This window comes from Enterococcus aquimarinus (assembly GCF_001885765.1).
GTDB classification, from domain to species: Bacteria; Bacillota; Bacilli; order Lactobacillales; family Enterococcaceae; genus Enterococcus_I; species Enterococcus_I aquimarinus.
The window spans coordinates 64994-79220 of the sequence record NZ_JXKD01000006.1; the positions used below are offsets into that span (position 1 = coordinate 64994).

The following is a 14227-nucleotide window of genomic DNA, read 5'->3' on the forward strand; positions in this document are numbered from 1 at the left end:
AATCATCCTATCGACGTTCAATCATCGATATTTTTCTTTTCCTTCCAAAAAAATAGGTCATTGTCTTTTTTGACAACCACCTATTTTTCTCGCTATCTACTTAATCTTCTGTCGAGCTTAAATATTGGAACAATCGATGATCAATTGGCTCCGTAAAACTTAAGTTCATTTGGACGACACTTTGTTTTTTGCCATCTTTTGTCGGTTTTTCGACTTGTTTAATCGTTTCTATCACGGGACGTACTTCCCCTAAATAATAAAAATCCGTCCCCTCATCATTGGATTTTTGTGCAAAGACATAGATATTCCAATCGATTGGATTTTGTAAAATTTTGACTTCGGGCGAGTGAATGGTCCGAGGTGATTTCGTAAAATAATGCAAGGTCTGGGCATCCAAAAGTTCATCTTCATACGCCATTAACGCGCCTTTGAAATCTTCGTCTTTTTTTAACGTTACAAACACAACGAATTGCCCATCTTTATAAGTATAGCCGCCAATATTTTGATCGACCATTTGTTCTTTCCAGTTTAATAGACGAATGGTATCTCGACGACGATATTTTTTATACCGGGTGAGCGGCATATCGGTTCTATATGCTTTTGATTTTTCAAAAGCGACTGCCAGACTATCTTTTAGTAACTCGACAAAGTAAGGATTATTTAGTGCTTGACGCAATCCATTAGTGATTGTCAGGATTTCCCCTTCTTGGGTTAGGAATGCACCACCGTCATAACTCTTACGTTGTCCACCGACATAAAAGCTAAGACTCAATGTTGCAAAGACCGAGTCAATGGTTGCCTGGTCATACGCTAAATCATACCCCGTAAATAATTCCACTAATTCTTCGTGCGTAAAATTCACTTTTCCATGAATCATTTGATGAATGAGCAGTAATTCATGCTGACGATATCCCGGCAATAACTCCCGCCCAAAAAACTTAAGCAATTGTCCTTCATTCTTAGTTAATTCACTCTCGGTTTCTTTTATCTTTGTCAGAAATTCATGATAATGTTCGAATTTATTGGCTAATACAAGTGGATCGAGGACGCCTTGCTCTTGGAAATCAAACAGATAAGGAGTACGATTGAGACGATTTTTGACTTCTTGATAAATCCTCCTAAGTTCGACCATCGAATCCATCTTCGCCCGATCAATCGATTGAAAGATTCGTTCTTTCGCAATCGATTCGAAATTAATCGATGAGACGCCACTAATATAATTCGTCTCAAACGTTTTTTGCCGTAAATTATTTTTATTACGCGTAATGTCACCAGACAAAGACATTGGAATCATATAATTATTTTTATAGTTGCCAATAAAATCGATAATCGTTACAAATTCTTTCGACGGATCTTTTCGTAACCCACGCCCGAGTTGTTGAATAAAAATAATACTCGATTCTGTATTGCGTAATAAAATAACTTGATTAATTTTCGGAATATCGATTCCTTCATTAAAAATATCCACCGTAAAAATGTAATTGATTTCGCCTCGTTCTAACTGTGCGATTACGCGCTCTCGCTCCTCTACCGAGTGTTCTCCCGTTAAATACGCTGCTGGAATGCCTTCACGTAAAAATAAGCCTGCGAGTGTTTTGGCTTCTTCTTTGCGACTACAAAAAACAAGACCTCTTGGTTCATTATGCGAACAGCCATAATAGCGAATTTTTTCTAGTAGAAAATGGAGACGTTCGTGCGTCACTAATGCCTGCAATTCACTTGTTTCTGAAATCACACCTTGCGCTGTCTCATAATCGGTGACACCAAAATAATGAAAAGGACACAAAAAATCTTCTTCCAGTGCCTCTTGCAAACGAATTTCATAAGCAATATTGTAATCAAATAAACCAAAAATATTATACCCATCTGTCCGTTCAGGCGTCGCTGTCATTCCCAATAAAAAAGCAGGTTCAAAATAGTTTAAGAGTTTCAAATAGCTTTGTGCACCGGCTTTATGGACTTCATCCACTAATATATAGTCAAAATAATCTTTTGCAAATCGTTCATGATGCGCTTCTTTAGAGATTGTTTGGATCGTCGCAAAAAGGTACTTTGCCTCTGTTTCTTTTTTGTTTCCAGATAACACCCCGTAATCAGACGCCGCACCACCCATTACCTTTTGAAAAGAAGCCATCGCACTGTTCAATATTTGTTCCCGATGAACCACAAACAGCATGCGCTTAGGTTTTGCTTGTAACACATCAAACGCACCGAGATAGGTTTTTCCCGTTCCAGTAGCTGAAATGATTAAGCCTTTTTTCTCCCCTGAAACACGTAACTCGCTTAATTTTTTTAACGCCGCTTGTTGCATCTTGTTCGGGGTGATGTAGGGACTTAAATCATTTTTAAGTATCAGATCTTCATGCGTAAACAGCATCGGTTGATACGTCTGAGCATAATTCATGATCCAGTCTGGTGTTAATGGCTCAGCCTCAGCCCACTCATTTTTCATATTTTCACGAATTTGATGAATCATCTCCCCGTGATCATACGAAGTCAGGCGGACATTCCACTCATAATTTACTTTTAAGGCATTCATCGTTAAGTTTGAACTGCCTATAATAAATGACTGATAATCTTCTTGCGTAAATAGGTAACCCTTTGCATGAAAACCAGGTTTCCCGGAAATCCGTACTTCTAAATTCGGAATCGCTAATAATGACGTAAAAACATCTGGATGGTTAAAATTCAAATAGGTTGAGGTAATTAACCGTCCTTTAACCCCTTGACGGTCTAGATCCGCAAGATGCGTTTTTAGCGCATTCAATCCCCCTTGCGTCACAAAAGCAATGGAAAAGAAAAATTCTTGACAAGTATCTAACTCATTTTGTAACACATTTAAGAAGTATTCTTTTTTCTCAGGTTGATTGATGATAATTTGGGGATCATATTTAGAGCCTCGTAAAGAACGATTCATAAATGCTTTTTGTAATGCTCTTTCCATGACATTCATCGCTTCACATCCTGACTCATCTGTTTCATTAGCTTTTCCACGGCCGGAATATCTGCCGGTGCCCACTCGAGCGAAGCAAGTTCAGAAGGCTTTAGCCACTGAATAGCCGTATGTTCTGTTAACTGTGGCGTGCCATTTGTTAACGTACAAAGAAATGTCGTTAAGTTCACTTGCCCAAAATCATATTCATAAGACGTCTGTTCAAAATACGTTTTCGCGACCGCAACTTTGATTCGTAACTCCTCAACGAGTTCACGCTCTAAAGCTTCGCGTGGCGTTTCACCCTCTTCTATTTTCCCACCCGGAAATTCCCATAAGGAGGCGAGTGCTTTGGTATTCCCTCGTTGAGCACATAAAATTTTTTCGTCTTTGATAATAATCGCACCCACAACATTGATTTCTTTTTTCATGGACTCCTCCGATTTCACAATTGTTTCTTCCAGTATAGGACACCTATTGCCTTTATAAAAGATCTCTCGCAAAAAAAGCTTAGAAAAAAAGGAATAAATACCTCTTTCTAAGCTTTTATGATTCACATGGCTCTTTTATTGTATCGAAAAAAAGAACCATCTTGATATTGTGCTTACGCCATTTTGCTCTTGCGACCAATCGCATCAGCCACCATGATAGCTGATTTCACACTAGCTACATCAATTGGAAATGGCATGGAATGGATGGACTCTTCTGGAATACACGCTTTTTCTGCGACGCTCGTTAATTGTTCATCCGTGATGTGTTTGACGCCTAAATCCTCTAAACAAACCGGTAAGCCAATCGAATTAGCAAAAGTTAAGACCTCTTCTAATTCTTGTGTAGGCGCATTTTCAAGTACTAATTGGCAGATCACACTAAAGGCTACTTTCTCACCATGCGTTGCGCCATGCGCCTCGTGTAAAACGGTCAAACCATCATGAATCGCATGCACCGCCGCTAAGCCACCACTTTCAAATCCCAGACCGGATAGTAAAATATTGGCTTCAATAATATTTTCTAAGGCAGGCGTTACGACATTTAAATCGGATGCTTCTTTGGCTTTTAACCCATCTTCTAATAGCGTTTCATAACATAATTTTGCAAGTGCTAAGGCCGTATTGGTACTTTTTGCGGGTGGACAAACGCCTTCTCGCGCGCCGCATGGTAAACCGGCATTCACATTCGCATACGCTCTAGTTGTGGCACGTGCTTCAAAATAAGTCGACAAGGCATCGCCCATTCCTGAAACTAAAAAGCGGGTAGGTGCTTGCGCAATAATCGTCGTATCAATCAAGACCACCGAAGGACTTTGCATAAAGTAGGCATAATCATCAAATTCACCCTCTTCGGTATATAAGACTGCCGAATGACTCGTTGGCGCATCTGTCGCGACAATCGTTGGTACGATAATTAAATTTTTCCCTTCCGCAACGACTTTTGACGTATCAATCGCTTTTCCACCACCTAAACCAATCACACATTCACACTGCTCTTTTTTCGCTAACTCTTGTAGTCTTTTCGCTTCGACGCGTGACGCTTCCCCGTGGAAATTCGTTTCAATAAATTCAATACCAAAGGTTTCAGCTGTTTTTTCTAATTTTTCTCGGACGCGATTGACGTCTTCTTGATTGGCAATTAATAGTGCTTTTTTCCCAAACGTTTTAACGAAATAACCTAAATTTAGTAACTCATCTTCCCCTTGCACGTATTTCGTCGGTGCGATAAATGCTTTTCTCATCGTCATTCTCCTATCTATTTGATGTATTTATTTGCGAAAATCCTATTTTTATTTAATTTTAAGGGCGATTAGTTGTTCTAAAATAACCGATTCTTCTGCGTCTATTTGAAGGAGGGTTGCGGCAGTATACGCGCTCTCCACCAAAGCTGTATCGAAAATGTGTATCGTCTTTTCACTCATTTCACTGGCCATTTCTAAGTTCATCTTGGCACTTCCTAAATCATAAAAAGCATAGATTGTTTCTGCAGGTAACGCTTCAATTGCTTCTAAAATCGCATCAAACGACGTCCCGACTTCGCCATCTTCTAATCCTGCAGCTACGGCAATCGGAACATCCTTCGCGGCTTCTTCCATGAGACGTTTGACCCCAATCCCAATCTCGTGGATATGGGAAACAATCATAATCCCTCTACTCATCAAATACACCCGCTTCCATAAACGATTCAAATAACAATTGACTAGAAGCTGCACCTGGATCAATATGTCCAATCGAACGCTCCCCTAAATAAGAAGCTCTGCCTTTTTTCGCTTCCATGTCTTTCGTTCGTTCCACAAATGCCACTAAGTCTTCCTTCGTTAATTTTCCTTGTTGCATTTTTTCAATTGCTGGAAACCATAAGTCAATCATCGTTTTTTCGTCTTCGCTACTCTTGCCCCGATTTTTAATGCCCGCTAGACCTTCTGTGAGAATTTGACAGGTATCCTCTGTTGTCTGTGACGCTTTGGACATTTGTAACATCGCCGTACCGTATAACGGACCCGACGCACCGCCTACTTTACTAATTAAATTCATGGCCGCAACTTTGAACAATTCCGGAACCGTTTCTGGCTGCTTTTCTTCAATGCCTTGAATCACTGCCGTCATCCCGCGAGACATATTATTCCCATGATCACCATCTCCGATTGCTTGATCGAGTTCACTTAATTGATTTTTTTGTTGCTCGATTTTCTCGTGAAAAAGATAAAAACTTTTTGTCAGATTCTCTGTTGTAAACATATTTTTCCTCCTTACCAAGCGACTGTCGTGACGGGTTGATTTAAATAGTCTAACCAGTCCGCAGATTTGATTTCTAATAACGTCAACGAAACGCCCGCCATATCAATAGCCGTCATCAAGTCTCCTACTTTTGAAAATACTATTTCGACTTCTTTTGCCCCTAATTGAGTGGCAACATCATTGAAGAAGACATATTGTTCCATTAAAGGCGTACTGCCTAATCCATTAACTAAGACTGCATATTGTTTGCCTTTTGTCAGAGGAGTGACCGCTTCTAATCGCGTCAGCATCTCTTCAACAATTTCGTTTGAAGTGAGCATTTTTTGTTTGCTGTAACCCGGTTCTCCGTGGATACCCACGCCAAATTCCAACTCATCTTCCTCAAGTAAAAAGCCAGGTTTCCCAACTTCTGGAACTGTAGCACCGCTCAAAGCCACACCAATCGTATGAATCGTTGGAATGAGTTCCTCTGCTAGCACCACTAACTCGCTTAGTGATTTTCCTTCGCGCGCTGCAGCCCCTAGAATTTTATGAACCAAAATTGTCCCCGCCACGCCACGTTTCCCTTGAGTATACGTACTATCTTCGACGGCGATGTCATCATCTACGACTACCATTTCGACAGCGATTTCTTCCATTTCCGCAATTTCTTTGGCCATTTCAAAATTCATAATGTCGCCAGCATAATTTTTGACAATCAACAAGACTCCCTGACCGCTATCGACTGCTTTAATTCCCTCTAAAATTTGATCAGGTGTTGGCGATGTAAAAATTTGCCCACAAACTGCCGCTTGAAGCATCCCATCACCTACAAATCCAGCATGGGCAGGCTCATGTCCACTCCCTCCTCCACTAACCAGTCCAACTTGATTCGGTATTTTTCGACTGACAATGACCGATGTTTCAGGAATCCTTTTAATTAACATTTGATTGACGGTGGTAAAACCTTGCAGCATTTCTTCTAACACGTTACCCGCTTCATTAATTATTTTTTTCAATTTTTTTGTCCTCCTGTCATCACACTATTGTTCTAATTAAAAACAGCGCTTTCTTTTTTATTTGTTTAAAAATAAGAGAACAAGTATTATTCCACCGATTTACATTCAGTATCTATACTTATTCCCTCTTATTTAATATCTTTCGACGTTGATTTGATTAAATAGTTCCTTAAAATTAGCGTAATTAATCCAGCCCGTTTTTCGTTCTTGCGCGTTTAACATCCCAGCTGTCATACCTGTTTTTAAGATCGAAATGTCATCGAGTTTTTGTTGTATCCCATACGCAAGTCCTGCAATCGTGGCATCGCCCGATCCAACAGGGTTAATCGTTTCGATTTTAGGAATGGTGACGCGATAAAACATATCATGATGTTTAGCGATTGCTCCTTGACTACCTAGGGAGACCACAATCCATTCAATTCCAGCAAATTGTTCCTCTGATAATACCGATCTCAAATCTGACACCGTTAGTGAACGACCAATTAGTGCCTGGATTTCACTTAAATTAGGTTTGATTAAAAATGGTTTAACCATTCCTGAAAGACAATCAGTTAGACTTTGTCCGGATGTGTCTAACAGTGTCGGAATCCCATTACTCTTTTGAATGAGTTGTTGGTAAAAATCACTGGCTAACCCTTTAGGTAAACTTCCAGATAGCGTCAAAACATCTGCATCTTTTATGATTTTTTCGAATTGCGCTAAAAAAGATGCAGCTTCTTGCGCTGTAATTTCTGGTCCAGCTTCCAGTAATTCGGTTTGCTTACCGTCATCATGTAAAATCGCAATCGAATTTCTCGTTTCACTGGCAATTGGATAAAACGCATGGGAAATATTGGCATCATCGAGCTGATCCGTAATATACTTCCCGATATTGCCACCGATTAATCCAGTAGCTAATACTTGCGCGTTCATTTGATGTAAGACTCGTGTCACATTCAAACCTTTACCACCTGCAGTCTTTTCAACTTGTGGCACACGATTAACGTCATCTAAAACGAGATGTGAGACTGAATATGCCATGTCTAAAGAGGGATTCATCGTCACCGTTACAATCATTTTTTCCACCTACATTTTCTCTGTTTTTTCAAACCCGTAAATTCTGTCACCCTCATTAACACAAGTCTTTTTCATAAACATAATCATCCATTATATACCCTTGCCCAATCGGATTTTTACATGCAGCGACTTGTTTAAACCCACGATGCTCATAAACCGCAATCGCGCGTGTATTGGCTTTGTTGACATTAAGTCTTAATGTTTTCCCAGCTGCTAATGTCTCAAACCATTGAAAGACTTGAGAAGCATACCCTTTTCCACGAGTGGATTGTTTTAAGTATAATTTGCTGATATATAAACTTTTGGGTTCTTCACGATAGGCGGTATAGCCTATCGGTGTTTGATTTTCATATAAAATAAAATAGCGATCGCCATTTTGGATATCTTCTTGAATATTTTTTAACGACTGAAAGGTTGCTAACATGTACCGTACTTGGTCTTCCCCAATAATGGAAAGATACGTTTCTGGCCATATTTCTTTTACTAATTGATCCACAATCTGTGTCTCTTCAATCGTTTCGACTAATTTTATGCTAAAAATAATCTTCCCTACTTTCTCTTAATTTAAGGTTAATTGATCGATTTTTTGCAATTCTTCTGGTGAAAAAGTGACCTGTTTCAACGCGTTCAAATTCTTCTCTAATTGAGAAACTTTGGACGCCCCAATCAATACACTACTTACAACGTCATGACGTAAGTTCCACGCCAGTGCCATCTCGGCTAACGTTTGGCCTCTCTCAAGTGCCAGCTCATTTAATCCGCGAACGGTAGCTAAGGTATCCGCCACTTTCTCTTCAGATAAGAAGGGACTATTGATACTCGCCGCACGAGAATCTTCTGGAATCCCATTTAAATAACGATCGGTTAATAGTCCTTGTGCTAATGGTGAAAAAGTAATCGCACCAATGCCTTCTTTTTCGAGTACCATAAATAAAGCCTCTTCCGGTGTTCTTTCTAATAAATTAAATTTTTGTTGATGAATAATAAAAGGGGTTTTTTGTTCTTTTAGAAGACGCGTCATCGCTAAAGTCGTCGCGGCTGAATAATTAGAAATGCCGATATATAGGGCTTTTCCTTGTCTAACTAATAAATCAAGCGCATGGGCAGTTTCTTCTAAAGGAGTATTTGGATCTGGTCGATGATGGTAAAAGATATCCACATAATCAAGTCCTAGGCGCGTTAAACTCTGGTCGCAACTGGCAACAATACTTTTCTTTGATCCCCATTCGCCATAAGGTCCTGGCCACATATAGTAACCCGCTTTTGATGAGATAATCATCTCATCACGATAAGACGCGAGCTCTTCTTTCAAAATCCGACCAAAGTTTCGCTCTGCAGAACCTGCTGGAGGACCATAGTTATTGGCTAAATCAAAATGCGTAATGCCTGAATCAAACGCCTTAAAAATCAAGTCTTTTTGATTCGATAACGGGTCTACATCGCCAAAATTATGCCACAATCCTAACGAGACACTTGGTAACTTTAAGCCGGATTTCCCAACCGAACGGTACGACATTTCTTCATAACGTTTACTGTTTGCTTGATACATGCTGCCACCTCTTTCATAGACTTTCTTCTAGTATAATCCTTCCAGTACGAACTTAAAAGGCTATTTCCACATTTATTGAAACCGTTATCTTAATTTTATCACTTTGGCTTCGATTTAGATTATGCTATTCTTATGTAAAGGAGGGTTTCTATGAACTATTATGATCAACATCTGCATACCTTTTTATCATTTGATTCCGAAGAAACATTTGAACATTATTTAGAGCATCGGCCAACTTTTTTGGTGGCGACAGATCATTTTGATTTAGCGAATGCCGGAACGGGCTTTAAAGATGATATTCCCAACTATCACCAGTTGAGTGAAAAAATCAATCAGCTACAACCACAAACAGCGACTACCATCTTAAAAGGCATCGAAATCGGCGTTGTACCCGGCCAAGAAAGCATGATTATGGACTATTTAGCAACGCATCCGTATGATTTAAAATTAGTTAGTATTCATCAAAATGGTCGTTTTGATTATATGGATGATCAAGTGTTAACGATGGATAAATTTAAAGTCGCGACGATGTATTTTGATCAAATGTTGCAAGTATTGAAATCGTTCCCAGATGGTCATATCTTGACTCATTTTGAATATGGTCTACGACGCTTTGATTTTTCGGCGCAAGAACTCGAAGAACATTTTGAAGCGACGTTACGTCAAATTTTTGAACTCGTCATTCAGCGTGAACTCGCTTTTGAAGTAAATGCAAAAAGTTTTGGACGTTATCGAAATGCCCCACTTTATGAATATGCGATCCCGCTCTATCAAAGTTTGGGTGGAAAACTGTTTACACTTGGTTCCGATGCCCATGTCGCGCAAGATTATCGTTTGCTTTTCCCAGAAATGAGCCAATTACTACGCAAATTTGACGTGAATCAACTCGTTGTTTTCCAAGGAAATGAACGGTATCTGACTGATTTACCACACTAATTTAGTGTTTCACGTGAAACAAGCGATAAGACCACTCAGCGAATGCGAAGTGGTCTTTTTATTAGGCGATTTGATAATAATCAATCAGCGCTTTTACCGCTTTAAAAGCTTGAGTAGCCGCTAAATCGAGGGTATCAGTAAACGTATCCGGTGCCTTTTCTCCGACATGGTCAGAAATCCCCCGTAAATTAATCACTGGAATGTCATAAAAGTGAGCGATTTGCGCAATCGCGGCACTTTCCATATCAGACGCGATAATTTCTGGGAATTTTTGACGAATTGCGGCTACTGACGTTTGATCACTCATGAAAGAGTCGGCTGTGACAATCAATCCTTGATGAGCAGGAATTGTCGCTTGTGCTAGGACAGTTTCAATGACTTGTAACCATTTCGGAGCCACTGGATAGCCAGCTGGCATTTGTGGAACTTGCCCAAAAGCGTAGTCAAATCCGGTCGCATCGACATCACTATAAATAAATTGATTCGTATAAACAACATCGCCTAACGCAAAATCTTTGCGAAAGGAACCGGTCGATCCCGTATTAATCATTAAGTCTGGTTGGACTTTCTCACACAGCCAAGCACTGGTAGCCGCTGCATTGGCTTTTCCGATTCCAGATTGAACTAAAAAGAGTTGTGGGTTGACGGCCTCAATCTTCGTTTTCCCTTTCTCCCAAAGGATTGTACTGGAAAACACTTCACGAAAAGGCGCTAATTCTTCTGCCATGGCCGCAACAATTGCGATTTTCACATTAATTCCCCCAAATTTCTTCAATTGGTATTTGAACCTGAACTTTTGTCCCATCAAACTTTTCTTCAATGAAGGCTTGGACTTCTGGATCATGGTATAACTCGCCTAATACTTGTAATTCTTCCTCTTCGGCGCGCTCTTCTTTCACCACAATGATATTGACTGTTGCCCGTAAAGCCGTATCTGCTTCTTCGTGGAAAATAGAATCCGTCAAAACGTTCAACCCACCTTCTAAAGCAATGGTGTTACTGATGAGGACTAAATCGACATCGGGTAAAATACGAGGTCCGGTCAAATCATCAATCAGCGTGAATTGGAGATTTTTAGGATTTTCAATCACATCATCCGGTGTGCCAATCCCATCATCAAAATCGTCTTTTAGTTTAATTAACCCGGCTGTTTCAAGTAAACGTAACCCCCGCGTCGTATTGGAAGGATTATCGGCTAGCGCTACGGTTGCACCTTCGGTAATGTCATCAATCGATTGAAACTTTTCAGAATAAATCCCTAATGGTTCGACATATGTTGCCGCAATCGGCACGAGTTTTTCTGGGCTTTCAGCATTAAAGCTTTCTAAATAACCAATCGATTGAAAAGCATTCGCATCCACATCACCATCAACCGTTGCCGTATTGGTAATCGGACCGCCCGTAATTTCTTTGACTTCAATCGTGACGCCCGCTTTTTTCGCGGCTTCGGAGTCGGCAATAAATTGCCAAATTTCAGCATCGGAACCGACCGAACCCACGACAATTGGCTCTGAGGACGTTGCTTGCGTACTTTCTGTACTTTGAGGTGTCGCAGCTTGTGAATCCGATCCACACGCACTTAATGCTAAGACACTTGCTAATAGTAAGATACTTCCCAATCGTTTATTCATTTAACATTCTCCTTTTTTCGTTCAAACTCCCCAACAAATACATTTTTTTTCGCTTGATGCCGTCAAACGCTTTTCTTAGTGCATCGTCATGCCACCTGTGACATTTAGCGCTTGTCCTGTCATATAACTCGCCAACGGACTGGCCAAAAACAACACCACATTGGCGACGTCTTGTGGATTTCCTGTTCGACCAAGTGGCACTTGGCTTTGATCTTCGGCCAAGACTTCCTCTTTGGTCATTCCACGTAGTAACCCACCATCGATGCGTTCTCGGTGCTTCATCGGCGTTTCGATAATTCCTGGACAAACCGCATTGACTAAGATTCCTTGATTCGCTACTTCAATTGCTAACGTTTTCGTCAGTCCTAAGACTGCATGCTTGGAAGCCACATAAGCCGACATGCCACGATAGCCATTTTTCCCCGCTTGAGACGCAATTAAAATGACCCGGCCTGACTTTTGATGTTTCTGCATGAGTCGCACAATATATTTACAACTAAGATAAACGCCTCGTGCATTGACTTCTTGGACTTTGTCATAATCTTGCGTGGCACTTTCCGTCAAAAAAGCCATCGTAGAAATCCCTGCGACTGCTACAAAGACATCTGGAATCAATTGTTGTTCTTCTAATTGGTTAACCAGACCAATTAGTTGTGATTCTTTTGCGATATTGACATGAATTTGGTAGTGATTGGGCGAAAGTTGCGTCAATTCCTGTGCGACATAACCAATGTCCGCAGCAATGACGATTGCCTCTTCCTTCAAAAAAGTCTCCACGACTGCTGCCCCAATCCCTTGTTTTGTTCCGATAACAAGGACCACTTGTTTGTTCAATGACGGAAACACCATTTATTTCACCACACGACGCTCAAACGCATCTTCACTAATTCCTTCTGCTAAAATAATTTTGGCATACTCTTTGGCGCCAAATAAAGAATGATCTCGGTAATTCCCACAACTTTCGATGCTGACACCTTGGATATCTTCGAATTTCGTCTCATAGGCAATAATCGTTAAGACTTCGGTCAAAGCTTCTGCGACTTCCTTCGAACTTGGCACACCCCAGGTAATTAAGTGGAAACCTGTCCGGCAACCAAAAGGAGAAATATCAATAATGCCCTCAATTCGGTCACGGAGTAAATCCGCTAGTAAGTGTTCAAAGGTATGAACGACACCGGTTGGTAATTCTTTTTCATTCGGTTGTAAGAAACGAAGATCATAATTTGCAATAACATCGCCTTTAACCCCTTGCTCCTGTGCGATTAATCGAACATAAGGTGCTTTCACCTTTGTGTGATCGAGTGTAAAACTTTCTACTTCTGCCATTTTTTCTTCCTCCTTGAATCATCCATTTTTTCTTAAAATAAAAAAACCGCCCCTTTGCCAATATAAATATCGACAAAGGGACGGAGAATTCCGTGTTACCACCCAAATTTATGCTACTTTTACAAGTAACACCTCTACAGTTCTATTCCATAAAACCTGGTGAGATAACGGTCACACCCGTCAATCAAGCGTTAACCTGATCGAAAACTCTGAGTTCATCTTCACCATTTTATTTGTTCCTCTTTTTCACCAGTCGGAGGTCTCTTTTAACAAATGCCATCGCTACTCTTCTCATCAACGTTTCATATGAACTTAACGATACTTTAACGAAAAGTGTTTTGCTTGTCAAGCATTATTTCTTTTTTAAATATAAAAAAAGCTATCGGATCATTTCTCATCCGATAGCTTCAATTGTAATAATTATTATTTAATAACCATAAAACGATCAGCATCGTCCATGAAATCTTTTGGTGCAGCTGGAGCTTCAATCGAACCAAACGGCATTTGACCTGTTAATTTCCAATTAGCAGGGATGTTCCAAGTTGCAGCAACTTCTTCATCAATGATTGGATTGTAATGTTGTAAGTTCGCACCAATATTGGCTTCTGCTAAAGCAACCCAGACAGCATGTTGCGCGATTCCTGTTGATTGATCAGACCAAATTGGGAAGTTTTCTGCATAAAGAGCAAATTGTTCTTGTAAAGAACGAACAACGTCCATATCTTCAAAGAATAAGATCGTACCTTTACCTGCTGCAAAGCTCGCTAATTTCGCTTGTGTATTCGGGAAAGCTTCTGCCGGTGTTAGTGGTTCTAATGTTTTTTCAACGATATTCCATAATTTTTGATGTGCATCGTCCATTAAAATCACGACACGAGACGTTTGAGAATTAAAAGAAGAAGGGCTTGCTTTGACTGCCGCTTTAATTAATGCGGTCACTTCTTCCTCTGAGATTGGTAACTCATTTCCAATTGCATAGATTGAACGACGATTTTCGAATAATTTGATTGCTTCTGACATGTTAAATATACTCCTCCATATGTATTGAGTGCGTTATGAGAAACAACACT

15 protein-coding genes and 1 other annotated feature are annotated in these 14227 nt (G+C 40.2%); of the genes, 1 reads left to right on the plus strand and 14 read right to left on the minus strand.

What is annotated here, in order from left to right; all coding sequences use genetic code 11:
- Positions 1 to 100 precede the first annotated feature (100 nt).
- The 9 genes from RU93_RS05810 to RU93_RS05850 all read right to left on the minus strand — a co-directional run bounded on the left by RU93_RS05810 (position 101) and on the right by RU93_RS05850 (position 9264).
- A complete protein-coding gene (locus tag RU93_RS05810) occupies positions 101 to 2953 on the minus strand; it encodes a DEAD/DEAH box helicase (RefSeq protein ID WP_071874672.1) in 2853 nt (950 codons plus the stop codon).
- On the minus strand, positions 2950 to 3363 hold the full coding sequence (locus tag RU93_RS05815; RefSeq protein ID WP_071874673.1) for a (deoxy)nucleoside triphosphate pyrophosphohydrolase: 414 nt from the start codon (positions 3361 to 3363) through the stop codon (positions 2950 to 2952). Before RU93_RS05815 ends, RU93_RS05810 begins: the two co-directional genes overlap by 4 nt.
- Before the next feature lie 173 nt (positions 3364 to 3536).
- Positions 3537 to 4664, minus strand: a complete 1128-nt coding sequence (locus RU93_RS05820) for a glycerol dehydrogenase (RefSeq protein ID WP_071874674.1) — start codon at positions 4662 to 4664, stop codon at positions 3537 to 3539.
- 48 nt (positions 4665 to 4712) lie between these two features.
- Positions 4713 to 5081, minus strand: a complete 369-nt coding sequence (dhaM, locus tag RU93_RS05825; protein ID WP_071874675.1) for a dihydroxyacetone kinase phosphoryl donor subunit DhaM — start codon at positions 5079 to 5081, stop codon at positions 4713 to 4715.
- Positions 5074 to 5661: a dihydroxyacetone kinase subunit DhaL gene (gene dhaL / locus RU93_RS05830; protein WP_071874676.1), complete on the minus strand. Its 588-nt coding sequence runs from the start codon at positions 5659 to 5661 to the stop codon at positions 5074 to 5076. Before dhaL ends, dhaM begins: the two co-directional genes overlap by 8 nt.
- 11 nt (positions 5662 to 5672) lie before the next feature.
- On the minus strand, positions 5673 to 6659 hold the full coding sequence (gene dhaK / locus RU93_RS05835; protein ID WP_071874677.1) for a dihydroxyacetone kinase subunit DhaK: 987 nt from the start codon (positions 6657 to 6659) through the stop codon (positions 5673 to 5675).
- Positions 6660 to 6791: 132 nt separating this feature from the next.
- The gene (locus tag RU93_RS05840) at positions 6792 to 7715 is read right to left on the minus strand and encodes a hexose kinase (RefSeq protein ID WP_071874678.1); all 924 of its coding nucleotides are present in this window, start codon (positions 7713 to 7715) and stop codon (positions 6792 to 6794) included.
- Between the two features lie 55 nt (positions 7716 to 7770).
- On the minus strand, positions 7771 to 8259 hold the full coding sequence (locus RU93_RS05845) for a GNAT family N-acetyltransferase (RefSeq protein ID WP_211272567.1): 489 nt from the start codon (positions 8257 to 8259) through the stop codon (positions 7771 to 7773).
- A 15-nt stretch (positions 8260 to 8274) separates the two neighbouring features.
- Entirely contained in the window at positions 8275 to 9264 is a 990-nt protein-coding gene (locus RU93_RS05850; RefSeq protein ID WP_071874680.1) for an aldo/keto reductase, read from the minus strand.
- 150 nt (positions 9265 to 9414) lie between these two features.
- Here RU93_RS05850 and RU93_RS05855 point away from each other — a divergent pair, with 150 nt between their 5' ends.
- The gene (locus tag RU93_RS05855) at positions 9415 to 10200 is read left to right on the plus strand and encodes a PHP domain-containing protein (RefSeq protein WP_071874681.1); all 786 of its coding nucleotides are present in this window, start codon (positions 9415 to 9417) and stop codon (positions 10198 to 10200) included.
- A 61-nt stretch (positions 10201 to 10261) separates the two neighbouring features.
- On the opposite strand, the gene RU93_RS05860 is transcribed toward RU93_RS05855, so the two are convergent.
- From RU93_RS05860 to RU93_RS05880, 5 genes are all read right to left on the minus strand, one after another.
- Positions 10262 to 10951 carry a 5'-methylthioadenosine/adenosylhomocysteine nucleosidase gene (locus RU93_RS05860; protein WP_071874682.1) on the minus strand — a complete coding sequence of 230 codons (690 nt, stop codon included), beginning with the start codon at positions 10949 to 10951 and terminating at the stop codon, positions 10262 to 10264.
- 1 nt (position 10952) lies between these two features.
- Positions 10953 to 11831, minus strand: coding sequence for a MetQ/NlpA family ABC transporter substrate-binding protein (locus tag RU93_RS05865; RefSeq protein WP_071874683.1), 879 nt, complete (start codon positions 11829 to 11831; stop codon positions 10953 to 10955).
- 75 nt (positions 11832 to 11906) lie between these two features.
- On the minus strand, positions 11907 to 12680 hold the full coding sequence (locus RU93_RS05870) for an SDR family NAD(P)-dependent oxidoreductase (RefSeq protein WP_071874684.1): 774 nt from the start codon (positions 12678 to 12680) through the stop codon (positions 11907 to 11909).
- Positions 12681 to 13157 (minus strand): S-ribosylhomocysteine lyase, encoded by a 477-nt coding sequence (locus tag RU93_RS05875; RefSeq protein WP_071874685.1) that lies wholly within the window; start codon positions 13155 to 13157, stop codon positions 12681 to 12683.
- A gap of 73 nt (positions 13158 to 13230) precedes the next feature.
- Positions 13231 to 13464, minus strand: a binding site (T-box leader).
- Between the two features lie 116 nt (positions 13465 to 13580).
- Positions 13581 to 14177 carry a nitroreductase family protein gene (locus RU93_RS05880; protein WP_071874686.1) on the minus strand — a complete coding sequence of 199 codons (597 nt, stop codon included), beginning with the start codon at positions 14175 to 14177 and terminating at the stop codon, positions 13581 to 13583.
- Positions 14178 to 14227 lie beyond the last annotated feature (50 nt).

Bases quoted from the DNA above. Each gene is read 5' to 3' on its own strand.
- RU93_RS05870 (WP_071874684.1), bottom strand. From the start codon at position 12,680: ATGGTGTTTCCGTCATTGAACAAACAAGTGGTCCTTGTTATCGGAACA.
- RU93_RS05880 (WP_071874686.1), bottom strand. From the start codon at position 14,177: ATGTCAGAAGCAATCAAATTATTCGAAAATCGTCGTTCAATCTATGCA.
- dhaL (WP_071874676.1), bottom strand. From the start codon at position 5,661: ATGTTTACAACAGAGAATCTGACAAAAAGTTTTTATCTTTTTCACGAG.
- RU93_RS05875 (WP_071874685.1), bottom strand. From the start codon at position 13,157: ATGGCAGAAGTAGAAAGTTTTACACTCGATCACACAAAGGTGAAAGCA.
- RU93_RS05820 (WP_071874674.1), bottom strand. From the start codon at position 4,664: ATGAGAAAAGCATTTATCGCACCGACGAAATACGTGCAAGGGGAAGAT.
- RU93_RS05865 (WP_071874683.1), bottom strand. From the start codon at position 11,831: ATGAATAAACGATTGGGAAGTATCTTACTATTAGCAAGTGTCTTAGCA.
- RU93_RS05855 (WP_071874681.1), top strand. From the start codon at position 9,415: ATGAACTATTATGATCAACATCTGCATACCTTTTTATCATTTGATTCC.
- RU93_RS05840 (WP_071874678.1), bottom strand. From the start codon at position 7,715: ATGATTGTAACGGTGACGATGAATCCCTCTTTAGACATGGCATATTCA.
- RU93_RS05850 (WP_071874680.1), bottom strand. From the start codon at position 9,264: ATGTATCAAGCAAACAGTAAACGTTATGAAGAAATGTCGTACCGTTCG.
- dhaM (WP_071874675.1), bottom strand. From the start codon at position 5,081: ATGAGTAGAGGGATTATGATTGTTTCCCATATCCACGAGATTGGGATT.
- RU93_RS05815 (WP_071874673.1), bottom strand. From the start codon at position 3,363: ATGAAAAAAGAAATCAATGTTGTGGGTGCGATTATTATCAAAGACGAA.
- RU93_RS05810 (WP_071874672.1), bottom strand. From the start codon at position 2,953: ATGAATGTCATGGAAAGAGCATTACAAAAAGCATTTATGAATCGTTCT.